The 21,609-nt window shown below is 73.2% G+C and carries 17 protein-coding genes and 1 pseudogene; 12 read left to right on the forward strand and 6 right to left on the reverse strand.

Annotated features, from left to right (window positions below):
- Nucleotides 1-224 precede the first annotated feature (224 nt).
- Genes BJ961_RS07075 through BJ961_RS07090 form a run of 4 tightly spaced genes read right to left on the reverse strand, consistent with a single transcriptional unit; the run spans nt 225 to nt 7,625 of the window.
- A complete protein-coding gene (locus tag BJ961_RS07075) occupies nt 225-2,015 on the reverse strand; it encodes an ABC transporter ATP-binding protein (RefSeq protein ID WP_271320458.1) in 1,791 nt (596 codons plus the stop codon).
- The gene (locus BJ961_RS07080) at nt 2,012-3,853 is read right to left on the reverse strand and encodes an ABC transporter transmembrane domain-containing protein (RefSeq protein ID WP_271320459.1); all 1,842 of its coding nucleotides are present in this window, start codon (nt 3,851-3,853) and stop codon (nt 2,012-2,014) included. Before BJ961_RS07080 ends, BJ961_RS07075 begins: the two co-directional genes overlap by 4 nt.
- Nucleotides 3,850-5,736 carry an ABC transporter ATP-binding protein gene (locus BJ961_RS07085; RefSeq protein ID WP_271320460.1) on the reverse strand — a complete coding sequence of 629 codons (1,887 nt, stop codon included), beginning with the start codon at nt 5,734-5,736 and terminating at the stop codon, nt 3,850-3,852. The genes BJ961_RS07080 and BJ961_RS07085 overlap by 4 nt, the downstream gene beginning before the upstream one ends.
- Nucleotides 5,733-7,625 (reverse strand): ABC transporter ATP-binding protein, encoded by a 1,893-nt coding sequence (locus BJ961_RS07090; RefSeq protein ID WP_271320461.1) that lies wholly within the window; start codon nt 7,623-7,625, stop codon nt 5,733-5,735. Before BJ961_RS07090 ends, BJ961_RS07085 begins: the two co-directional genes overlap by 4 nt.
- 170 nt (nt 7,626-7,795) lie before the next feature.
- Here BJ961_RS07090 and BJ961_RS07095 point away from each other — a divergent pair, with 170 nt between their 5' ends.
- Genes BJ961_RS07095 through BJ961_RS07110 form a run of 4 tightly spaced genes read left to right on the forward strand, consistent with a single transcriptional unit; the run spans nt 7,796 to nt 11,367 of the window.
- The gene (locus BJ961_RS07095) at nt 7,796-8,698 is read left to right on the forward strand and encodes an ABC transporter ATP-binding protein (protein ID WP_271320462.1); all 903 of its coding nucleotides are present in this window, start codon (nt 7,796-7,798) and stop codon (nt 8,696-8,698) included.
- A complete protein-coding gene (locus BJ961_RS07100; RefSeq protein WP_271320463.1) occupies nt 8,695-9,453 on the forward strand; it encodes an ABC transporter permease in 759 nt (252 codons plus the stop codon). Before BJ961_RS07095 ends, BJ961_RS07100 begins: the two co-directional genes overlap by 4 nt.
- 26 nt (nt 9,454-9,479) lie before the next feature.
- Nucleotides 9,480-10,733, forward strand: coding sequence for a sensor histidine kinase (locus BJ961_RS07105; protein ID WP_271320464.1), 1,254 nt, complete (start codon nt 9,480-9,482; stop codon nt 10,731-10,733).
- On the forward strand, nt 10,723-11,367 hold the full coding sequence (locus tag BJ961_RS07110) for a response regulator (protein WP_271320465.1): 645 nt from the start codon (nt 10,723-10,725) through the stop codon (nt 11,365-11,367). The genes BJ961_RS07105 and BJ961_RS07110 overlap by 11 nt, the downstream gene beginning before the upstream one ends.
- A gap of 111 nt (nt 11,368-11,478) precedes the next feature.
- On the opposite strand, the gene glgX is transcribed toward BJ961_RS07110, so the two are convergent.
- Entirely contained in the window at nt 11,479-13,755 is a 2,277-nt protein-coding gene (glgX, locus tag BJ961_RS07115; RefSeq protein ID WP_271320466.1) for a glycogen debranching protein GlgX, read from the reverse strand.
- A 155-nt stretch (nt 13,756-13,910) separates the two neighbouring features.
- Between glgX and BJ961_RS07120 the strand changes: the two genes are divergently transcribed.
- From BJ961_RS07120 to BJ961_RS07140, 5 genes are all read left to right on the forward strand, one after another.
- Nucleotides 13,911-15,161: a L,D-transpeptidase gene (locus BJ961_RS07120; protein ID WP_271320467.1), complete on the forward strand. Its 1,251-nt coding sequence runs from the start codon at nt 13,911-13,913 to the stop codon at nt 15,159-15,161.
- Between the two features lie 156 nt (nt 15,162-15,317).
- Entirely contained in the window at nt 15,318-16,520 is a 1,203-nt protein-coding gene (locus BJ961_RS07125) for a L,D-transpeptidase (protein ID WP_381157449.1), read from the forward strand.
- A 46-nt stretch (nt 16,521-16,566) separates the two neighbouring features.
- A complete protein-coding gene (locus BJ961_RS07130) occupies nt 16,567-17,334 on the forward strand; it encodes an enoyl-CoA hydratase/isomerase family protein (RefSeq protein ID WP_271320468.1) in 768 nt (255 codons plus the stop codon).
- A 306-nt stretch (nt 17,335-17,640) separates the two neighbouring features.
- Entirely contained in the window at nt 17,641-18,144 is a 504-nt protein-coding gene (locus tag BJ961_RS07135) for an ATP-binding protein (RefSeq protein ID WP_271320469.1), read from the forward strand.
- Nucleotides 18,145-18,241: 97 nt separating this feature from the next.
- The gene (locus tag BJ961_RS07140; protein ID WP_271320470.1) at nt 18,242-18,856 is read left to right on the forward strand and encodes an ADP-ribosyltransferase; all 615 of its coding nucleotides are present in this window, start codon (nt 18,242-18,244) and stop codon (nt 18,854-18,856) included.
- Nucleotides 18,857-18,886: 30 nt separating this feature from the next.
- Here BJ961_RS07140 and BJ961_RS07145 read toward each other — a convergent pair whose 3' ends face one another.
- Complete coding sequence (locus BJ961_RS07145) at nt 18,887-19,525, reverse strand: GNAT family N-acetyltransferase (RefSeq protein ID WP_271320471.1); 639 nt, start codon at nt 19,523-19,525, stop codon at nt 18,887-18,889.
- Nucleotides 19,526-19,573: 48 nt separating this feature from the next.
- Here BJ961_RS07145 and BJ961_RS07150 point away from each other — a divergent pair, with 48 nt between their 5' ends.
- The 3 genes and pseudogenes from BJ961_RS07150 to BJ961_RS07160 all read left to right on the forward strand — a co-directional run.
- Nucleotides 19,574-20,488 (forward strand): MerR family transcriptional regulator, encoded by a 915-nt coding sequence (locus BJ961_RS07150; protein WP_271320472.1) that lies wholly within the window; start codon nt 19,574-19,576, stop codon nt 20,486-20,488.
- Between the two features lie 47 nt (nt 20,489-20,535).
- Nucleotides 20,536-20,748 carry an EF-hand domain-containing protein gene (locus BJ961_RS07155; RefSeq protein ID WP_003973534.1) on the forward strand — a complete coding sequence of 71 codons (213 nt, stop codon included), beginning with the start codon at nt 20,536-20,538 and terminating at the stop codon, nt 20,746-20,748.
- Nucleotides 20,749-20,918: 170 nt separating this feature from the next.
- Nucleotides 20,919-21,599 (forward strand): annotated as a pseudogene (locus tag BJ961_RS07160) (NADPH-dependent F420 reductase); the annotation flags it as partial.
- Nucleotides 21,600-21,609 lie beyond the last annotated feature (10 nt).

Here is a 21,609-nt window from a genome sequence, read left to right on the forward strand (position 1 = left end):
GCGGATCTGTGCGGTACGCAGAAACCACGTGCGGGAGCTGACCGCGGCACAGCGCTCGTGGGGAAACTGTGGGGGCGCTGTGGAGGGCCGACGGAAGAGTGTCAGGCGAAGGCCCCACTTGTCAGGGGCGCGTCAGCAAGTTGGCCGGAAATGGTTCGTTGACCGGGCGTTCACGTTCGATAAACGGAATCTTTGCCGTTCGGGTCCGGTTACTGTCCGGCCGGTCAGTAACCGCCCGGCCGGTGACCGGCGGACGGCTCCCCGTGCCAGGACCCCCACAGGGCCGCGTACGCCCCGCCCGCAGCCACCAGTTCGTCGTGCGTGCCCAGCTCCGTCAGCAGACCGCCCTCCATCACCGCCACCCGGTCGGCGTCGTGCGCGGTGTGCAGGCGGTGCGCGATGGCGATGACCGTACGGCCCTCCAGCACGGCGGCGAGCGCCTGCTCGGTGTGCCGGGCCGTCGTCGGGTCCAGCAGCGCGGTGGCCTCGTCCAGGATCAGCGTGTGCGGGTCGGCCAGCACCACCCGGGCCAGGGCGAGCTGCTGGGCCTGGGAGCCGTCCGTGGCGTGCGCGCCCTCCTTCGTCCCCAGCTCGGCACCGAGGCCGCCCGGCAGCTCCCGCACCCACCCCCGCGCGCCCACCGCGCCGAGCGCCGCCCACAACTCCTCGTCCGAGGCGCCCGGTTCGGCGATCAGCAGATTGTCCCGGACCGTGCCCAGGAACACATGGTGCTCCTGGGTGACCAGCACCACCTGACGGCGCAGCCGCTCCGGCCCGAGGCCCACCACGGGCACCCCGCCCACCGTCACCGAGCCCTCCGTGGGCGCGTCGACGCCCGCGAGGAGCCGGCTCAGCGTGGTCTTGCCCGCCCCGGAAGGACCGACGACCGCCAGCCGCTCGCCCGGCCGCACGGTCAGGTCCACCCCGCGCAGCACCTCCCCGCCCCGCTCGTAGGCGTACCGCACACCGGACACGTCGATACGGTCGCCCACCGGCACCGCCGACTCGTCCGCCGTCGCCCGCGGCGCACGCGCCAGCCCCTCCACCCGGGCGAAGGAGGCACCACCGGCCTGGAGCTGCTCGGTCCGCATCAGCACCTCGTCCAGCGGCCCCGCGAGCTGCTGGAGGTACACGGCGCAGGACACCACCACCCCGAGGCTCACCGACCCGCGGGCGTGCAGGAACCCGCCGGACAGCAGCACCCCCGCCACGGGAAGCACGTACGAGATGTCCACCGCCGGGAAGAACACACTGCGCAGGAACAGCGTGCGGAACCGGGCACGCCGCGAGACCTCCAGCGCCGCACGGCTCGTCGCGACCCGCTGCCCGGCCAGCCGGAACGCCTCGACCGTGCGGGCGCCCGCGACCGTGGCCGCCAGGCTCTCCGCGACGTCGGAGTTGGCCGCGCCCTCGGCGAGATAGCCGGCCCGCGCCCGGCGCAGGTACCAGCGCAGCGCGAGCCAGGCCGGGGTCAGACCCAGCACCCCGACCAGGCCGAGCAGCGGGTCGAGCACGAACACCGCGACGGTGAGGAACAGCGCCTGCACGGCGTTGACCAGCAGCTCCGGACCGGCGTCGCGCAGCGTCGTGCCGACGGCGGTCACGTCGGCGGTGCCGCGCGTCGTCAGGTCACCGGTGCCCGCCCGCTCCACCACGGACGCGGGCAGCGCCAGCGCCCGGTCCACGTACCGCTCGCGCACCCGGGCGAGCGTCCGCTCCCCGAACCGGTGCCCCACGTACCGCGCCCAGCGGGCCAGCAGCAACTGCGCCAGCGAGCACAGCAGGATGGCGAGGGCCATCCGGTCCACGGCGTCCACCCCGCCCCCGTCGCGCACCTCGTCGACGATCCGGCCCAGCAGCCACGGCCCCGCGAGACCGGCCAGCGCGGCCAGCGCGTTGAGTCCCAGGACGAGCGAGAACGACCGGCGGTCGTCCCGCACGAGGCGGGCCGCCGCCCGGCGGACGTCGGTGCGCTCGGCGACGGGCAGCTGCCCCGGTGTCTGCTCCGCGGTCATCGGGCGGGCTCCTCCGCGCTCTCGGCCTGCTCGGTCTCCTCGACTCCCTCGGCGTCCCGTGCGACCAGGGCGCGGTAGCCCGGCTCCGTGGCCAGGAGCGCGCGGTGGGTACCGGTGGCGGCGACCTTGCCGTCGACCAGGTGGTACACGACGTCCGCGCGGTCGAGGAGCAGGGGTGAGGTGGCGGCGAGGACGGTGGTGCGGCCCCGGCGGGCGTGCTTGAGGCGGACGGCCACGGTGGCCTCCGTGTGGGCGTCCAGGGCGGAGGTGGGTTCCGCGGCGAGGAGGATCTCGGGGTCGGTCAGGAGGGCGCGGGCGAGGCGGACGCGTTGGCGTTGTCCGCCGGACAGGTCGCGGGCCTGGGCCGCGACCGGGGTGTTCAGTCCGTCCGGGAGGGCGCGGACGATGTCTTCGGCGGCGGCCGCGTGGATGGCCTGGGTGAGGTGCGCCTTCTCATCTGCCCCGGTTGGCCGTGTTGCGTCTGCCGCCGCGTTGTGGCCGGTCGCGCCCACGCGGCGGAGCCGCACATCGACACTGCCCGCGCCCCTGGCCGGCGTGTCCTCATCGCCCATGACAGCGCTCAGGGTGCCTGCGAAGAGGTCGGCTTCCGGGTCGGCGACCAGGATGCGCGACCGTACCTGTGTCAGCGGGATCTCGGTCAGGGGGATGTCTCCCCAGGTCGCGTCGGACGGGGTGTAGCGGCCCAGGCGGTCCAGGACCTCGACGGCGTCGGACGGGCGGGACGCGACCAGGGCGGTCAGGCGGCCGGGGGTGATCCGGACTCCCGAGGCCGGGTCGTACAGCACCGCCGGTTCCGCGGGGGCGTCCCGGGTGCCCTCGTCCGGCTCCGGCTCCAGGCGCAGGAAGACGACGACACGGCGGGCGGCCACCACGCCGCGGCTGAGCTGGTGGCCCATCTCGATGAGGAACGCCACCGGCCAGCCCAGCGCGACGACATAGCCGTACACCGACACCAGCTCGCCCACGCTGATCTGCCCCTGAGCGGCCAGCCGGGCGCCCATCCACGTCACCAGCGCCAGGAACAGCACCGGCAGCCCCACCCCGAGGGCCTGGATCCAACTGGTCACCGCGCCGACCCGGTAGCCCTGCTCGCGCAGCCGCCCCGAGTCCCGGCGGAACGCGTCCGCGACCAGACCCTTGCCCCCCAGCCCGTTCAGCACCCGCAGCCCGCCCGCGAGGTCGCCGATCCGCGCCGTCAGCACGGACTGCCGCTCCCGGTACTCCGTCTCCCGGCCCTGCAGGCGTCCCATGAGCGGCCCGAGCAGCACCCCGAGCACCGGCACGCCGAGCAGCACCACCAGGGCGAGCCGGGTCGACACCGACAGCATCAGCCCGCCGACCGCCGCATAGGCGACGACCGCCCCGACACCCGGCCCCACGGCCGTCAGGGACGTGCTGATGGTCTGCACGTCACCCACGCCGATGGTGACGACCTCGCCCGCCCCCACCTGCCGGCGCAGCGCCGCGCCCAGCCGGGTGGCGTGCCCCACGACCACCTTGACGGTGCGGAAGTTGGCGTCCATCCGCACCTTCGTCATCGTGCGGTGGCGCATCATGCCCAGCCACGCGTTGACCCCGCCGACCGCGACCATGGCGCCCGTCCAGCCCGCCAGCGCCCCCATGTCGCCGGGTTCGAGGCCGTGGTCGACGGCCCGGGCCATCAGGTACGGCGTCGCCGCCAGCAGCACCATCCAGACGCTGGCGAGCACCGCCCCCGCCAGACACCGCCGCCACTGCCGCCGCACCAGCCACGCCAGGTACGACCAGCCGCCCCGGCGGTCCGGGGTGCCCGGGTCCTCGTACGCGTCGATCCTCACGCCAGGCTGTCCCGCCACGCCCGGTGCAGATCCGCGAACCGGCCCGTACCCGCGATCAGTTCGGCCGGAGCGCCGTCCTCGACGATCCGGCCGTGCTCCATCACCAGCACCCGGTCGGCGATCTCCACGGTGGACAGCCGGTGCGCGATCACCACCGCCGTACGGCCCTTCAGCACCGTCGTCATCGCCCGCTGCACCGCCCGCTCCCCGGGGATGTCCAGCGAGCTGGTCGCCTCGTCCAGGATCAGCACCGCCGGGTCCGCGAGCAACGCCCGCGCGAACGCCACGAGCTGCCGCTGACCGGCGGAGATCCGGCCGCCCCGCTTGCGCACGTCGGTGTCGTAGCCGTCGGGCAGCGCGGCGATGAAGTCGTGGGCGCCGATCGCCTTCGCGGCCCGCTCGATCTCCTCCCGCGTCGCCTCCGGACGGCCGATGGCGATGTTGTCGGCGACCGTGCCGGAGAACAGGAACGCCTCCTGCGTCACCATCACCACCCCGCGCCGCAGTTCGGGCACGGCCAGGTCGCGCAGGTCGACCCCGTCCAGCAGGACGCTCCCGGCGGACGGGTCGTAGAACCGGGCGAGCAGCTTGGCCAGCGTCGACTTGCCCGCGCCGGTCGAGCCCACGACGGCGACCGTCTGCCCGGCCGGGAGCGTCAGCCCGAAGCGCGGCAGCACCTCGCCGCCGGTGCGGTAGCCGAAGCTCACCGCGTCGAAGACGACCTCGCGGCCGGGGTGCTCCGACTCCAGCGGCGGCAGCTCCCTCGGCGCGGCCGGCTCGGGCACCGACGGCGTCTGGGCCAGCAGCCCGGCGATCTTCTCCAGCGAGGCCGCCGCCGACTGGTACGAGTTCAGGAACATGCCGAGCCGGTCGATCGGGTCGTACAGCCGCCGCAGGTACAGCACCGCCGCCGCCAGCACACCGAGCGCCAGGGTGTCGTCCGCCACCCGGTAGGCGCCCCACAGCACGATCCCCGCGACGGCCGTGTTCGCCACCAGGCGGGAGCCCACCACGTAACGGGCCATCTCCAGCAGGGCGTTGCCGTTGGTCCGCTCGTGGCGGTGGTTCAGCACCGCGAAGTCGGCGTCGTTGGCGTCCTCCCGGCGGAAGGCGCGCACCGGCCGGATGCCGTTCATCGTCTCCACGAACTTCACGATCACCGACGCGATCGCCGTGGACCGCTGCCGGTACACCCGCCCCGCGCGCCGCTGGTAGAGCCGCACCAGCGCGTACAGCGGCACGAAGGAGGCCACCGCCACGGCGCCGAGGCCCAGGTCCAGCCAGAGCAGCAGCGCGGCGATGTAGACGAAGGACAGGATGACCGTCACCAGCTCCTGGAGACCCTCGTCGAGCAGCTCGCGCAGGGACTCCACGTCGGTGGTGGAGCGGGAGATGAGGCGGCCGGACGTGTAGCGCTCGTGGAAGTCGACGCTCAGCGCCTGCGCGTGCCGGAAGATGCGCCCGCGCAGGTCGAGCAGCACGTCCTGACTGACCCGGGCCGCCGCCGCGATGAAGGCGTACTGGAGTCCGCCCGCCGCCAGCGAGCACAGCAGGTAGCCGGCGCCCACCGCGACCAGCGGGCCGTGGTCGTCGTCCCGCAGGGCCGGCACGGCCTGGTCGATGGCGTACGCCACCAGCAGCGGGCCCGCCTGCACGGCCGCCTGCTGGAGCAGCAGGAACAGGACCGTGAGGGCGACGCGTGCCTTCAGGGGCGCCAGCAGGGAGCGCAGCAGGGCGCCGGTAGCGCCCGGCGGGCTGGGCAGGACGTCCCGGTCGAACGAGTCGTCGTCGGCGGCGGTGCGGGTTCCCGCCTCGACGGGATCCCCGTGTTCCGGGTCCTCCGGCTGTTCCCTGTCCGGCGCGGTGGCCGTGGGCGCGGTCATCGGCCGTTTCCTTCCTGGAGTGCCTCGTCGGTCTCGTGCCCGTCGAGCCCGGACATCAGATGGGCGTACTCGGGGCTGGTGCGCAGCAGTTCGTGATGGGTGCCGACGGCGGTGATCCGGCCCCCGGAGAGCAGGGCGACGCGGTCGGCGAGCAGGACGGTGGAGGGGCGGTGGGCCACGATCAGCGCCGTGGTGTCGGCCAGGACCTGCCGCAGGGCGGCCTCCACGGCGGCCTCCGTGTGCACGTCCAGCGCGGACAGCGGGTCGTCCAGGACGAGGAACCTCGGCCTGCCCACCACCGCCCGCGCGAGCGCGAGGCGCTGACGCTGGCCGCCGGAGAGACTGAGGCCCTGCTCGCCGACCTGGGTGCCGGTGCCCTGGGGGAGCGCGTGCGCGAAGTCGGCCTGCGCGACGGCCAACGCCCGGGACAGCTCCTCCTCGCCGGCGTCCGCACCGGCGCCCATCAGCACGTTCTCGCCGACGGTGGCCGAGAAGAGGGTGGGCTCCTCGAAGGCCACGGCGACCATCGAGCGCAGCTCCTCGCGGGACAGGGCGGTGATCTCCTCGCCGTCCAGCGTGATCCGGCCCTCGGTCACCTCGTGCAGGCGGGGGACGAGCGCGGTCAGCGTCGTCTTGCCGCTGCCGGTGGCACCGACCAGGGCCATGGACTCGCCGGAGCGGATGTGCAGGGTGACGTCCGTCAGCAGGGGCGTGGACTCGGGCGCGGCGTCGGGATACCGGAACCGCACGTTCTCGAACCGGAGACCATCGGCCGCGCCCACCCTCCCCCACTCTCGGCTTCGCTCGAGCGGGGGGACCCCCATCGCCCCGGCGGCACGACGGCCCGCGGCCGGGTCCGTTTCCACCTCCGCGTCCATCACCTCGAAGTACCGGTCCGTGGCCGTCGCCGCCTCCTGGCTCATCGCCAGCAGGAAGCCGATGGACTCCACCGGCCACCGCAGCGCCAGCGCCGTGGACAGGAACGCCACCAGCGTCCCCGCCGACAGCGCCCCGTCCGCCACCTGCACCGCCCCGACCACCAGCGCCGCCCCGATCGCCACCTCCGGCAGCGTCACGATGACCGCCCAGATGGCCGCGAGCAGCCGCGCCTTGCGCAGCTCCATGCCCCGCAGGGTGTGCGACAGCTCGTGGAAGGCGCGGGCCTGGCTGCGGTGCCGGCCGAAGCCCTTGATGATCCGGACGCCGAGCACGCTCTCCTCGACCACCGTCGTCAGATCCCCGACCTGGTCCTGCGCGCGCCGCGCCACCGCGGAGTACTTCTTCTCGAAGATCCCGCACGTGATCATCACCGGGATGGCGGGCCCCAGGATGACCAGCCCCAGCGTCCAGTCCTGGACCAGCATGATGCCCACGCCGATCAGAATCGTGACGCCGTTGACCAGCAGGAACGTCAGCGGGAAGGCGAGGAACATGCGGAGCAGCATCAGGTCGGTCGTCCCGCGCGACAGCAACTGCCCCGACGCCCAGCGGTCGTGGAAGGCCACCGGCAGCCGTTGCAGGTGCCGGTACAGGTCCGCGCGCATGCCCGCCTCGACCCCCGCGAGCGGCCGGGCCACCAGCCACCGCCGCAGCCCGAACAGCAGTGCCTCCGCCACCCCGAGGAGCAGCAGGTACAGCGCACCGAGCCACACGCCCGCCGGATCACCGTCGGCGACCGGCCCGTCCACCATCCACTTCAGGACGAGCGGGATCACCAGAGCCACGCAGGAGGCGAGGACCGCTATCACCGCGGCCGTGCCCAACCGCGCGCGCACCGGGCGCACGTAGGGCCACAGCCGCAGCAGGGCACGTACGGTGGAGTGCCGCTCCGCGGGTTCCGGGGCGGGCTTCGGAGCGAGATCCGTGGCGGGGGCAGGTTTCGTGGGCATCAGCAGCGAGCCTACGGTTCACCACTGACACTGCCCACCGAGTTTCCGAGCCCGCCCGGGTCGTACGGAAGCCTCGCCGGGGTCGTACCGGCGCATCAACCGATCGGCTGATGCGCCTTCGAGCGCGTCGGCCGATGTGCCGGACCCCCGGCCGCCGGGACGCTGGTGCCATGCCCGTCATCGAAGTCACCGACCTGCGCAAGTCCTACGGCGGCCGCCCCGTCGTCGACGGTGTGTCCTTCTCCGTCGAGGAGGGCGAGATCTTCGGCGTCCTCGGCCCCAACGGCGCCGGCAAGACCACCACCGTCGAGTGCGTCGAGGGGCTGCGCGTCCCCGACGCGGGCCGGGTCCGGGTCACCGGCCTCGACCCCGTCGCCGACCACCGGCGGGTCGCCGAGGTCCTCGGCGCCCAGCTCCAGCAGAGCGAACTCCAGCCCAAGCTCACCGTCCGCGAGGCCCTGGAGCTGTACGCCGCCTTCTACCCGAAGCCGGCCGACTGGCGCACGCTCGCCGAGCGCCTCGACCTCGTCCCGATGCTGGACACCCGGTTCGGCAAGCTCTCCGGCGGCCAGAAGCAGCGCCTGTTCATCGCGCTGGCCCTGGTCGGCGCCCCGCGCGTCGTCGTCCTCGACGAACTGACCACCGGCCTCGACCCGCGCGCCCGCCGGGAGACCTGGCAGCTGATCGAGGACATTCGCGCCGGCGGGGTCACCGTCCTCCTCGTCACGCACTTCATGGAGGAGGCCCAGCGCCTGTGCGACCGGATCGCGGTGATCGACCGGGGCCGCGTCGCCGCCCTCGACACCCCGGCCGGACTCATCCGGCGCTCGGCGGGCGCCACCGTCATCAGCTTCACCCCGTCCGCGCCGCTGGACGAGGTCGACCTGCGCGCGCTGCCCGAACTGGCCTCCGCCGAGTTCAAGGACGGCCGCGTCACCCTGTCCGGCACGGACGAGACGGTCAACGCCGTCGTCACCCTGCTCGCCCGCACCCGCGTCACCGCCCACCAGCTCCGGGTCACCGACACCACGCTGGACGACGCCTTCCTGGACCTCACGGAGGCCACCGCATGACCGGCACGACCACCGACGTCTTCGACACCGCCGTACTGAGGACCGAGCTGCGGCTGTTCCGGCGTGAACCCGGCGCCCTGTTCTGGATACTCGTGTTCCCGACCCTGCTGCTGGTGATCCTCGGTTCCATCCCGTCCTTCCGCGAGGCCGACGCCGCCTACGGCGGACTGCGCCCGGTCGACGCCTACGTGCCGGTGGCCGTGCTGCTCGGCCTGACCGTCGGCGGACTCCAGGGCATGCCGCAGGTCCTCACCGGCTACCGGGAGCGCGGCATCCTGCGCCGGATGTCCGCCACCCCGGTGCGTCCGGCGGCGCTGCTGTCCGCGCAGATGGCGGTGTGCGGCGGCGCCGCCCTGGTCTCCGCGCTGCTCGCGCTCGCCGTCGGCCGGCTCGCCTTCGACGTGGCGCTGCCCGCACAGCCCCTCGGCTACCTCCTCGCGCTGCTCCTCGCCGTGCTCGCCGCGCTGTCCCTGGGCGCCGTGCTCTCCGCCCTGTCCCGCACCACGAAGATCGCGGGCGCGGTCGGGTCGGCCGCGCTGTTCCCGGCGATGTTCTGCGCGGGCGTGTGGCTTCCGGTGCAGGCCATGCCGGACCTGCTCGGCCGGGTCGTGGGCTGGACGCCCTTCGGCGCCGCCGCGCAGGCTCTCAACGAGGCCGCCGCCGGTGACTGGCCGGGCTGGTCCCACCTGGCGGTGCTGGTGGCCTGGACGGTGCTGCTCACGGCGGGGGCCGCGCGCTGGTTCCGGTGGGAATGAGCGGGCCGATGGCCGACACTGGGCCGATGACCGACGCGGGAACCGTCGAGCGCCAGTGGACGGCGTTCCACCAGTGGGGGCCGTACGGCCTGCTCGCCGTCGGCACGGCCGTCGCCGCGGCCGCCTCCGACCTGGTCGGCATGACCGCGCACGAGTGGTACCTCGCGGGCGCTCTGATCGCGGTCGCGGTCGGCATGCAGCTGGGGTGGAGCAGAACGGCCCGCACCCGGTCCGGACCGACCCCGGTGAGTGTCTGCCTCTACTTCGTGCGCTGCGCCGTCGCCTTCGTCCTGGCCTGGCTCAACCCGCTCTTCGGCTTCTACGCGTACGCCGGATACTTCGGGGTGGACCGGCTGCTGCCGCGCCGGCTGCGCAAGCCGGGACTGTTCCTGACGGCGGTGACGATCGCGGGCTCGCAGTCGGGCGGGATGCCGCCGGACGACGCGACGGGATGGGTGCTCTTCGGCGCGATCCTCACGGTCAACGTCGTCCTCCTCGTCGTCTTCGCCCGCCTCGCCGAGGCGGAGGACGCCCGCGGCCGCGCCCGCGTCGAGACCATCACCGAACTGGAGCGCACCAACACCGCCCTGCAACAGGCCCTCGACGAGAACGCCGCTCTCCACGCCCAGCTCCTCGTCCAGGCCCGGGAGGCCGGGGTCGCCGACGAGCGCAGGCGGCTGGCCGCCGAGATCCACGACACCCTCGCCCAGGGCCTGACCGGCATCATCGCCCAGCTCCAGGTCGTCGCGGCCGCCCCGGACCCGGCGCTCGGCCGCGCGCACCTGGACCGGGCCCTCGCCCTGGCCCGGCACAGCCTCGGCGAGGCCCGCCGCTCCGTGCACAACCTCGCACCGGCCGCCCTCGCCGACGACGGACTGCCGGACGCGCTGAAGAAGACGGTGACGGAGTGGGGCGAACGCACCGGCGCCCGGGCCCGGTTCACCGTCACCGGCACCGCCGAGCACCTCCACGACGAGGTCGCCGCCACCCTCCTGCGCATCGCCCAGGAGGCTCTGTCCAACACGGCCCGGCACGCAGCCGCCGACCGGGTCGGCGTCACCCTCTCCTACATGGGCGACGAGGTCACCCTCGACATCCGCGACGACGGACGGGGCTTCGACCCGCTGACCGCGCGGCAGCGCACCCCCGCCGGAGGCTTCGGCCTGGACGGCATGCGCGCCCGCGCCGAGCGCATCGCCGGCTCCCTCACCGTGGAGGCGGAACCGGGGCACGGCACGGCCGTCTCGGCTCGCGTACCGTTGGTCCGCCATGACCGATGACGCCGTGATCTCCCTCCTCGTCGTCGACGACCACCCGGTCGTCCGCGACGGCCTGCGCGGCATGTTCGAGTCCGCGCCCGGCTTCCGCGTCCTGGGCGAGGCGGCGAGCGGCGTCGAGGCGCTGGAACGGGCCGCCGCGCTCGACCCCGACGTGATCCTCATGGACCTGCGGATGCCGGGCGGTTCGGGCGTGGACGCCATCCGCGAGCTGACCCGGCGCGGCGCCCGCGCGAGGGTCCTCGTGCTCACCACGTACGACACCGACTCCGACACCCTGCCCGCGATCGAGGCCGGCGCGACCGGCTACCTCCTCAAGGACGCGCTCCGCGACGACCTGTTCACCGCGGTCCGCGCGGCGGCCCGGGGGCGTACGGTCCTCTCCCCGGCGGTCGCCTCCCGGCTGGTCTCCGCCGTCCGCGCCCCGAAGGCCCCCGGCGGCGAGCCCCTCTCCGCCCGCGAGCGCGAGGTGCTCGCCCTGGTGGCGCGCGGCACCTCCAACAAGGAGATCGCCCGGGAGCTGTTCATCAGCGAGGCGACCGTGAAGACCCACCTCACCCACCTGTACGCGAAGCTCGGCGTGAGCGACCGGGCGGCGGCCGTCGCGACGGCGTACGAGCGGGGCATCCTCGGCTGAACGAGCCGCGCCGCGACGACCGGCCGGGATCACGACGTTGGTGTGACCGGGCCCAGCCCACCCGCGGCCGGACCGCCCCGCCCGCGACGGCCACCGGCCAGGCCCTCGCGCTCATCCCGCCCGCAGCAGCAGCACCGTCCGTCCCGGCACCGTGATCTCCGCCCCCGCCGGGTGCACCGTGCCCGGTGCCGCGTCCTGCTCCTCCCGGCCGGTGTCGACGACCACCTCGTACCGCTGTGCCCACGGGGGACCCGGCAGGACGAAGCCGGCCGGGTCCCCGCCCGCGTGCAGGACGGCCAGGAAGCTGTCGTCGACGACGGGGTCGCCGTACTCGTCGCGCCCCGGGATGTCCCGCCCGGACAGGTACATGCCGAGCGTGGCGGCGGGGGCGTACCAGTCCCGCTCCGTCATCTCGGCGCCCTCCGCGGTGAACCAGGCCAGGTCGCGCAGCCCGTCCGCGGAGTGCGCCCGGCCGGAGAAGAAGGCCCGGCGGCGCAGGACGGGGTGCCGGTGGCGCAGGGCGACCAGCCGGGCGGTCAGCTCGAACAGGGGCCGCCACTCCGGGTCGTCCCGCAGACTCCAGTCCACCCAGCCGGTCTCGTTGTCCTGGCAGTAGGCGTTGTTGCTGCCGCGCTGGGTGCGGCCCATCTCGTCGCCCGCGACCAGCATCGGCACCCCGGTCGACAGCAGGAGGGTGGTCAGCAGGTTGCGCGACTGGCGGCGCCGCAGGGCCCGTACGTCCTCGTCGTCCGTCTCCCCCTCCACCCCGCAGTTCCAGGACCGGTTGTCGTCCGTGCCGTCCCGGTTGCCCTCGCCGTTGGCCTCGTTGTGCTTGCGCTCGTACGACACCAGGTCCCGGAGGGTGAAGCCGTCGTGCGCGGTGACGAAGTTGACCGAGGCGTACGGTCTGCGCCCGCCCCACGCGTACAGGTCGCTGGAGCCCGACAGGCGGTACCCCATCTCCCGCACGTCCGGCAGCGCGTGCCGCCAGAAGTCCCGCACCGCGCCCCGGTACCGGTCGTTCCACTCGGTCCACAGCGGCGGGAAGGCCCCCACCTGGTAGCCGCCCGAGCCCACGTCCCACGGCTCGGCGATCAGCTTCACCCGGCGCAGCACCGGATCCTGCGCGATCACCGCGAGGAACGGGGAGAGCATGTCGACGTCGTGCATCGAGCGGGCCAGCGCCGCCGCCAGGTCGAAGCGGAAGCCGTCCACGCCCATCTCGGTGACCCAGTAGCGCAGCGAGTCGGTGATCAGGCGCAGCACGTGCGGCTGGACGACGTGCAGGGTGTTGCCGCAGCCGGTGTAGTCGGCGTACCGGCGGGCGTCCGGCTGGAGGCGGTAGTAGCCGCGGTTGTCGATGCCCTTCAGGGAGAGCGTCGGGCCCAGCTCGCCCGCCTCGGCCGTGTGGTTGTAGACCACGTCGAGGATCACCTCGATGCCGGCCGCGTGCAGCGCGCGCACCATCCGCTTGAACTCGCCGACCTGCTCGCCGGTGGTGCCGGAGGCGGCGTAGGCGGCGTGCGGGGCGAAGTAGCCGACCGAGTTGTAGCCCCAGTAGTTCTTCAGGCCGCGGTCCAGCAGATGGCTCTCGTGGGCGAACTGGTGCACCGGCAGCAGCTCCACCGCCGTCACGCCCAGCCGGGTCAGGTGCTCGATCGCCGCCGGGTGCGCGAGGCCCGCGTACGTGCCGCGCAGCTCGGGCGGTATGCCGGGGTGGAGCTTGGTGAAGCCCCGTACGTGCAGCTCGTAGATGACCGAGTCCGCCCACGGCGTCTTGGGCCGCCGGTCGTCCGACCAGTCGTCGTCGTCATGGACCACGACGCCCTTCGGTACGTGAGGCGCCGAGTCCCGGTCGTCGCGCACGGTGTCCGCCACCCGCTGCTCCGGCCAGTCCCGCACATGGCCGTACACCTCGGGCGGCAGGGTGAAGTCGCCGTCCACGGCGCGGGCGTACGGGTCGAGGAGCAGCTTCGCCGGATTCCAGCGGGCGCCCGTCCACGGGTCCCAGCGGCCGTGCACCCGGTAGCCGTAGCGCTGCCCCGGCCGGACGCCCGGCACGAAGCCGTGCCAGATCTCGTGCGTCAGCTCCGTCAGCCGCACCCGCCGCTCCCCGGCGCCGGGGCCCGGCCCGTCGAACAGGCACAGCTCGACCGCCTCCGCGCCGCCCGCCCACAGCGCGAAGTTGGTCCCCGCCACCTGGTCGGGGCCGGTCCGGAACCGGGCGCCCAGCGGCACCGGGGTACCCGGCCGGGCCGGTACGGCGGTCGGCGGCACGGCCCGCCGCGCGCCGTTGACCACGACGGCGGGGCGCCCGTCCGCGACGGCCCGCCCGTCCGCGGCGCTCCGCTCCCCGGTCACCGCCTCCTGCTCGGCTGCGCTGGACACCTGTCAGCCTCCCACGGCTCGTGGAACGACGTCCGGCAGGAGGGCGTGCGGCGTCCCGGCCGCTGCTCCCCGTCGCGTCGTCCTCCCCACAGTTCTGCCCACCGGGTGGCTCGCACTCACGTTTCCCCAGGGCCGACCGGTCGTTACGGGTGGATGTGAGTCACGTACACGGGCGCGCACGGCGCGCGGGCGCCGCTCTGGCCGCCCTACTGACATGGGCAGGGCTGCTCGCCGGGGCCGCCGGATGCACCGCGGACGGCGGAGGCGTCGGGTCCGGCATCGGCTCGGGCATCGGCGAGATGTTCGGCAAACCACCCGCAGCCGAGGACGTCATCCGCATCACCCCGGACGACGGGAGCAAGGCCGTCCGGCCCGAGCGGAAGCTGTCGGTGCGGGTGCCCGACGGGCGGCTCGAGTCGGTGGAGGTCGTCACGTCGCAGGACGCCCGGGAGACCCCGGTGCCCGGCCGGATCTCCGAGGACGGCCTGACCTGGCGGCCCGACGACGACCGGCTCGCGCTCGCCGCCAAGTACACCGTCGACGTCGTCGCCCTGGACGGCTCCGGACACCGCTCGGCCCGGCACACCACGTTCACCACGCAGGTCCCCGAGGAACGCTTCATCGCCTACGTCGCCCCGGAGAACCGCTCGGTCGTCGGCACCGGCATGATCGTCTCGCTGGAGTTCAACCGGGAGATCACCGACCGCGCCGCCGTCGAACGCGCCGTCTCCGTCACCGCGAAGCCCGCCGCCGACGTCCGCCCCCACTGGTTCGGCAAGGACCGCCTCGACTTCCGCCCGAAGGAGTACTGGAAGCCCGGCACCGAGGTCACCGTCGGCCTCGACCTGCGCGACGTCGAGGGCGCCGAGGGCGTCTACGGACTCCAGCACAAGACGATCTCCTTCACCGTCGGCCGCAGCCAGGTCTCCCGCGTCGACGCCGCCGAACGGACCATGGAGGTGCGCCGGGACGGCACGCTGCTGGCCACCGTGCCGATCACCGCGGGGGCGCCGACGACGCCCACCTACAACGGCAAGATGGTGATCACCGAGATGCTCGAGGTCACCCGCATGAACAGCCGCACGGTCGGCTTCGGCGGCGAGTACGACATCCCCGACGTCCCGCACGCCATCCGTCTGACCAGCTCCGGCACCTTCCTGCACGGCAACTACTGGGCCCCCGCCGACACCTTCGGCCGCGCCAACGTCAGCCACGGCTGCGTCGGACTGCGCGACGACAAGGGCGGCGGTTCCGACACCCCGGCGGGCTGGTTCTTCGACCGCAGCCTCGTCGGCGACGTCGTCGAGGTGGTCCACAGCAAGGACAAGAAGGTCGCCCCCGACAACGGACTGAGTGGCTGGAACATGAAGTGGAAGGAGTGGAAGGCGGGCAGCGCGGTGAAGTGACACCGACGCCCCTTCCTGCCCCCGGCCGCCAACTCGGTACGGAACGGTGACAATTCACCTGCCCCGCAACCCCCTGGCCTGCGGTTACGATGCGCCGGTGCGCGCGCGGGCGCACTGGGGCGCGGGCCCGACCAGGCCCGGCGAGGGGAGAACAAGGTGAACGTGCGTCCGATAGCGGGGGCGGTACTCGGGGTGCTGATGCTGACCGTCACCGCGTGCGGTGGCGGCGGCTCGGGCTCGGGAGCCGGGGACGGCAAGGGGGACAAGGCCAAGGACGCCACCGCGGCACAGAGCGAGCAGTCCGACGCCGTCGTCGCCATCACCCCGCAGAACGGGGCCGAGGCGGTCGACACCAGCGGGGCGCTCAAGGTCGGTGCCACGCAGGGGAAGCTCACCGAGGTCGTCGTCAAGGACGGCAAGGGCACGAAGGTCGACGGGAAGATATCCGGGGACGGCGCCTCCTGGACGCCGTCCACCCACCTGGCCGCCTCCACCACCTACACCGTGCACGCGGTCGCCAAGGACTCCGAGGGCCGCACGGCCGCCGAGGACTCCCGCTTCACCACCCTGACGCCGAAGAACACCTTCATCGGCACCTTCACGCCGGAGGACGGCTCGAAGGTCGGCGTCGGCATGCCGTTCTCGCTCCGCTTCACCCGGGGCATCACCAACCCCGAGGACGTCGAGAAGGCCATCACGATCAAAACGGAGCCGGCCGTCGAGGTCGCGGGCCACTGGTTCGGCAACGACCGCCTCGACTTCCGGCCCGAGAAGTACTGGAAGGCCGGCACCAAGGTCACCGTCGACCTCAACCTCGACGGCGTCGAGGGCCGCGAGGACGTCTACGGCAAGCAGGCCAAGACCGTCTCCTTCACCGTGGGCCGCAGCCAGGTCTCCGTCGTGGACGCCAAGAAGCACACGATGAAGGTCGTGCGGGACGGCAAGACCCTCAAGACCGTCCCCGTCACCACCGGAGCGCCCGGCTACGAGACCTGGAACGGCCAGATGGTCATCACCGAGCGGCTCGCGGTGACCCGGATGAACGGCGACACCGTCGGCTACGGCGGCGAGTACGACATCAAGGACGTCCCGCACGCCATGCGCCTGTCCACCTCGGGCACCTTCATCCACGGCAACTACTGGGGCGGCGACGCCTTCGGCAACCGCAACACCAGCCACGGCTGCATCGGCCTGCGCGACGTGCGCGGCGGCTGGGACGAGGGGGCGCCGGCCCGCTGGTTCTTCGAGAACTCGATCGTCGGCGACGTCGTCGTGGTCGAGAACTCCGAGGACGCCACCATCGCCCCGGACAACGGCCTCAACGGCTGGAACATGTCCTGGGAGAAGTGGAAGGCCTGAGGGGGGAGACTGCCCCGCCGCGTGAACGCCCGCTAACCTGCGGGGCATGACCGTACATCTCGAAGTCGCCGAAGGCGTCGGAACGCTGCGCCTGGACCGCCCGCCCATGAACGCGCTGGACGTCGCCACCCAGGACCGGCTGAAGGAGCTGGCCGAGGAGATCACCCGGCGCGAGGACGTACGCGCCGTGGTGATCCACGGCGGCGAGAAGGTGTTCGCTGCGGGCGCGGACATCAAGGAGATGCAGGTGATGGACCACGCGGCGATGATCGCGCGGTCCCGCGCCCTGCAGGACTCCTTCACCGCGGTGGCCCGCATCCCCAAGCCGGTGGTCGCGGCCGTCACCGGCTACGCGCTGGGCGGCGGCTGCGAACTCGCCCTCTGCGCCGACTTCCGCGTCGCGGGGGAGAACGCCAAGCTGGGCCAGCCCGAGATCCTGCTCGGGCTGATCCCCGGCGCGGGCGGCACCCAGCGGCTGTCCCGGCTGATCGGCCCCTCCAAGGCCAAGGACCTGATCTTCACCGGCCGCCAGGTGCGGGCCGACGAGGCGCTGGCGCTCGGCCTGGTGGACCGGGTGGTCCCGGCCGCCGAGGTCTACGAGCAGGCGCACGCGTGGGCCGCACGGCTCGCGAAGGGGCCCGCGATCGCGCTGCGCGCCGCGAAGGAGGCGATCGACACCGGTCTGGAGACCGACATCGAGACCGGCCTCGCCGTCGAGCGGAACTGGTTCGCGGGCCTGTTCGCCACCGAGGACCGCGAACGCGGGATGCGCAGCTTCGTGGAAGAGGGCCCCGGCAAGGCGAAGTTCCTCTGAACACCCCATGCAAGAAGTACAAGTTTCATCCGAAGTCGCGTTGTACCACTCGCAATTGACGTGATGTCTGATCCGGGTCCCTCGTTGGGGCGGTTTATGGCAGCCTTAACGCACCATGAAGCGCGTCCTGTCGAGGGAGTCCGTCGCGTGTCTCCGGCCGAGTCGTCCGCGCAGGTCAGAGCGGCTGCCAGTGGCCCCGAACTGCCAGCGGCATATGCCGATCGACCATCGACGGGCCCGGCTCCCACGGGGGCGGATTCCCCGGGAACGGCCCCGGAGCCCCCCGTGGACGGCCATGATGGAGGCATGGCGGGGCTGGATGGTAAGGAACAGCCGCGGGGAGCCGGACGTGCGACCGCGGCGCGCTGGTCGCCGGCGGTCGAGGACGAACGCGCACTCAAGGTGCTGGAGCTGTTCGGCAACCCGACGGAGCGCGAGGTTCCGTTGCCCTCCCGCCCCGAGTCCGCCGCGACCGCCCGCCGACTGGCCCAGGTCGTCGCCCTGCGCCAGTGGAAACTGGGCCCCAAGGTCACGGAGGACACCGTCCTGCTCGTCTCCGAGCTGGTCGGCAACGCCGTACGCCACACCGGGGCCCGCGTCTTCGGCCTCCGGATGTGCCGCCGCCCCGGGTGGATCCGGGTCGAGGTCCGCGACCCCTCCCGGGGGCTGCCCTGTCTGATGCCGGTGCAGGAGACGGACATCAGCGGGCGCGGTCTCTTCCTCGTCGACAAGCTGTCCGACCGCTGGGGCGTCGATCTGCTGCCACGCGGCAAGACCACCTGGTTCGAGATGCGGGTCGTGGACCGGTGAGAGTCCATCTGCCCCGGAACGCAAGCCCGTTCACCGGACACGCCACCTACGGGTGAGAATCCGGAACGCACCGCTCCGCAGCCGGGATCGTATCCGCATGATCAGTACTCGCCTGCGCCGACGGACCGCCGCCGCCGTCCTGTCGCTCTCCGCGGTCCTCGCCACCACCGCGGCCACCGCCCCCGGCGCCGCCACGGCCCCGTCGGCCGCTCCCGTCAAGGCCGCACCGGCCTGCCCCCAGTTCGACGACAAGACCAAGGCCGCCGCCGACCGCGGCGTCGACGTCGACCGCATCACCCCCGAGCCGGTCTGGCGCACCACCTGCGGCACCCTCTACCGCAGCGACAGCCGCGGACCGCAGGTCGTCTTCGAGGAGGGCTTCCACGCCAAGGACGTCCGAAACGGCCAGTACGACGTCGAGAAGTACGTCCTGGTCAACCAGCCCTCGCCGTACGTCTCGACGTCCTACGACCACGACCTGTACAAGACCTGGTACAAGTCCGGCTACAACTACTACATCGACGCCCCCGGCGGCATCGACGTCAACAAGACCATCGGCGACACCCACAAGTGGGCCGACCAGGTGGAGGTCGCCTTCCCCGGCGGCATCCAGCGGAAGTACATCATCGGCGTCTGCCCCGTCGACCGGCAGACCAAGACCGAGATCATGAGCGACTGCGAGAGCAACCCGCACTACCAGCCCTGGCACTGACACGGCCCGACCGGCGCCGACGCCGGCCGCTCAGGGACGCAGGAACAGCGCCTCCGAGGCCACCGGCCGGTAGCCCGCCGCCTGGAACGCCCGCAGACTGCGGGCGTTCCCCGCCGACACCTGCGCCCAGACCGGCTCGCCCCCCGCCAGCTGCCGCGCGGCCGTCACCAGCTCCCGCCCGAGCCCCCGGTGCCGGGCACCCTCCGCCACCTCCACGGCGACCTCCAGCCGCCCGCCGACCCCGCGGCCCAGTACCAGCACCCCGCCGTCCGCCGCCCACACCCGCACCTCGTCGCGCCGCCGCAGCGCCGACACCACCCGCGGATGCCCCGGGTCGGCGACCTCCCGCAGCGCGACCCCGGGACGCCCCGGAAGCGGGGCACCGGCCAGCAGCACGTCGATCGTGTCCGTCGCCCGCCCCGTGCGCTCCGCGAAGGCCGCCAGGAACCGGGCGTTCATCGTCGCGGCCAGGGGGTCGCAGTCCAGTGCGGCCAGCGTCCCCCGCACCCACCCCTCGTCCTCGTCGGTGAAGACGACCGAGTGCGCCGTGAAGGCGACGACCCCCGCGTCCCGGGCGCCGTGCTGGGGCACGACACTCGTCCCACCGTCCGCCGGCGGGAACACGCCCCGCGCCGCCGCGTCCAGAATGTCCCGCAGGCCCTCCGCCACACCGCGCTCCTTGAGTCTCCAGCCGCTGGAAGGCACAGACTCCCAGACATGACCGACGACGGCACCGGCCTCATGACCATCGGGCAACTGGCGCGCACCACCGGACTCCCGGTGCGCACCATCCGCTACTGGTCCGACGAGGGCGCCCTGCCCCCGCACGCCCGCTCCGCGGGCGGCTACCGGCTCTACGACGCCGCGTCCGTCGCCCGCCTGGAGCTGATCCGCACCCTGCGCGAACTGGGCCTCGGCCTGGACGCCGTACGCCGCGTCCTGGCCGGCGAGACCACCCTCGCGCGGGTCGCGGCGGCGCACGTGAGCGCGCTGGACGCGCAGATCGGCGCACTGAGGGTGACCCGGGCGGTGCTGTCGACCGTGGCGCGACGCGGCTCGACCGCCGAGGAGACGACACTCATGAACAAGCTGGCACGACTGTCCACCACCGAACGCCGCCGGATCATCGAGGACTTCATGGCCGAGGTCTTCGCCGGCATCGACACCGGCGACCCCGACATCCGCACCCGCCTGCGGTTCGCCGCGGCCGACCTGCCCGACGACCCCACCCCGGAGCAGGTGGACGCCTGGGTGGAGCTGGCCGAGCTGATCCAGGACCCGGAGTTCCGGGTCGTGATGCGCCGGATGATCGAGTTCAACGCGGCGGACCGGGGAGCGGACGTGCCCACGAGCTCCTCGCTCTGGTTCGTGAGCCGGCTGGTCCAGCTCGCCGGTGAGGCGCTGCGCGACGGCGTGGCCCCGGACTCGCCGCGGGCCGCCGAGATCCTGCGCGCGCTGATCGGCGACGCCGACCCGGCCGTCGTGCTCGAACGCCTGACCGCGGTGGCCAACGTACGGCTCGCCCGCTACCGGGAGTTGTCGGCGATCGTGAACGGCCTGGAGCCGCCCTTTGCCCACGAGGAGCAGTTCAGGTGGGTGGTCGCCGCACTGGGCGCCCGTACGGGCGGTTAATCTGACCTGCGTCAGTAGGACCCATGCGCGATACGAGGGGCGGACCGGTGGCGGACATCGAGGAAGCACGCAAGCAGTTCGAGCGGATCGACACGGACGGTGACGGCCTCATCACCGCGGCCGAGTTCAAGACCGCGCTCGCCCAGGGCGGCGACTGGAACGTCACCGAGTCGGTGGCCGAGGCGATCATCGCCGGCCGCGACCTCGACGGTGACAAGCAGCTGTCGTTCGACGAGTTCTGGGCCCACCTGAACAAGTGACGACGCGGGGGAGGGGGCGCCCGCCGGCCGGCCGGCGCCCCCTCCGTCTCGCACGCGTTGCTCCGGGGGAGTGAGGGCGGGCCGGGGCGGAATAGCCCGCCCGGGCCCAAGGTTGCTGGTGCTGACCGGCACGGCGAACGTGCCGGACCGCACGACACGACCTCCGAAGGGCCAGGCGAGTCAGCATCATGAAGATCGGCATCATCGGCGCGGGCAACATCGGCGGCAACCTCACCCGGCGGCTCACCGCCCTGGGACACGACGTCTCCGTGGCCAACTCGCGGGGGCCGCAGACCCTGACCGCGCTGGCCGAGGAGACCGGCGCCACCCCGGTACCGGTCCAGGAGGCGGCGCGCGGCGCCGAGATCGTGGTCGTCACGATCCCGCTGAAGCGCGTCCCGGACCTCCCGGACGGCATCCTCGACGGAGCGTCCGAGGACGTCGCGGTCATCGACACCGGCAACTACTACCCGCAGCAGCGCGACGGCAGGATCGCCGCCATCGAGGACGAGGGGCTCACCGAGAGCCGCTGGACGGAACACCATCTCGGGCACCCCGTGATCAAGGCCTTCAACGGCACCTACGCCCAGGACCTCCTGGACCGCCCCCGCCCGGCCGGCGCGTCCGACCGTGTGGCGCTCCCGGTGGCCGGTGACGACGCGCCGGCCAAGGCGAAGGTGCGCGCGCTGATCGACGAGCTGGGCTTCGACACCGTCGACTCCGGCGGCATCGACGACTCCTGGCGCCAGCAGCCCGGCACCCCGGTCTACGGTCTGCGCGAGGGCGTCGAGGGCGTCACCGAGGCGCTGGCCCAGGCGCCCGCGGAACGTCCCGCGGACTTCCGGGGCTGACCCCCGCCGC

Source organism: Streptomyces lienomycini, assembly GCF_027947595.1.
Classification (GTDB): Bacteria; Actinomycetota; Actinomycetes; order Streptomycetales; family Streptomycetaceae; genus Streptomyces; species Streptomyces lienomycini.

Coding starts and splice junctions, on each gene's coding strand:
- BJ961_RS07075 (WP_271320458.1), bottom strand. CDS start 2,015: ATGACCGCGGAGCAGACACCGGGGCAGCTGCCCGTCGCCGAGCGCACC.
- BJ961_RS07085 (WP_271320460.1), bottom strand. CDS start 5,736: ATGACCGCGCCCACGGCCACCGCGCCGGACAGGGAACAGCCGGAGGAC.
- BJ961_RS07090 (WP_271320461.1), bottom strand. CDS start 7,625: ATGCCCACGAAACCTGCCCCCGCCACGGATCTCGCTCCGAAGCCCGCC.
- BJ961_RS07095 (WP_271320462.1), top strand. CDS start 7,796: ATGCCCGTCATCGAAGTCACCGACCTGCGCAAGTCCTACGGCGGCCGC.
- BJ961_RS07100 (WP_271320463.1), top strand. CDS start 8,695: ATGACCGGCACGACCACCGACGTCTTCGACACCGCCGTACTGAGGACC.
- BJ961_RS07105 (WP_271320464.1), top strand. CDS start 9,480: ATGACCGACGCGGGAACCGTCGAGCGCCAGTGGACGGCGTTCCACCAG.
- BJ961_RS07110 (WP_271320465.1), top strand. CDS start 10,723: ATGACCGATGACGCCGTGATCTCCCTCCTCGTCGTCGACGACCACCCG.
- BJ961_RS07130 (WP_271320468.1), top strand. CDS start 16,567: ATGACCGTACATCTCGAAGTCGCCGAAGGCGTCGGAACGCTGCGCCTG.
- BJ961_RS07135 (WP_271320469.1), top strand. CDS start 17,641: ATGGCGGGGCTGGATGGTAAGGAACAGCCGCGGGGAGCCGGACGTGCG.
- BJ961_RS07140 (WP_271320470.1), top strand. CDS start 18,242: ATGATCAGTACTCGCCTGCGCCGACGGACCGCCGCCGCCGTCCTGTCG.
- BJ961_RS07150 (WP_271320472.1), top strand. CDS start 19,574: ATGACCGACGACGGCACCGGCCTCATGACCATCGGGCAACTGGCGCGC.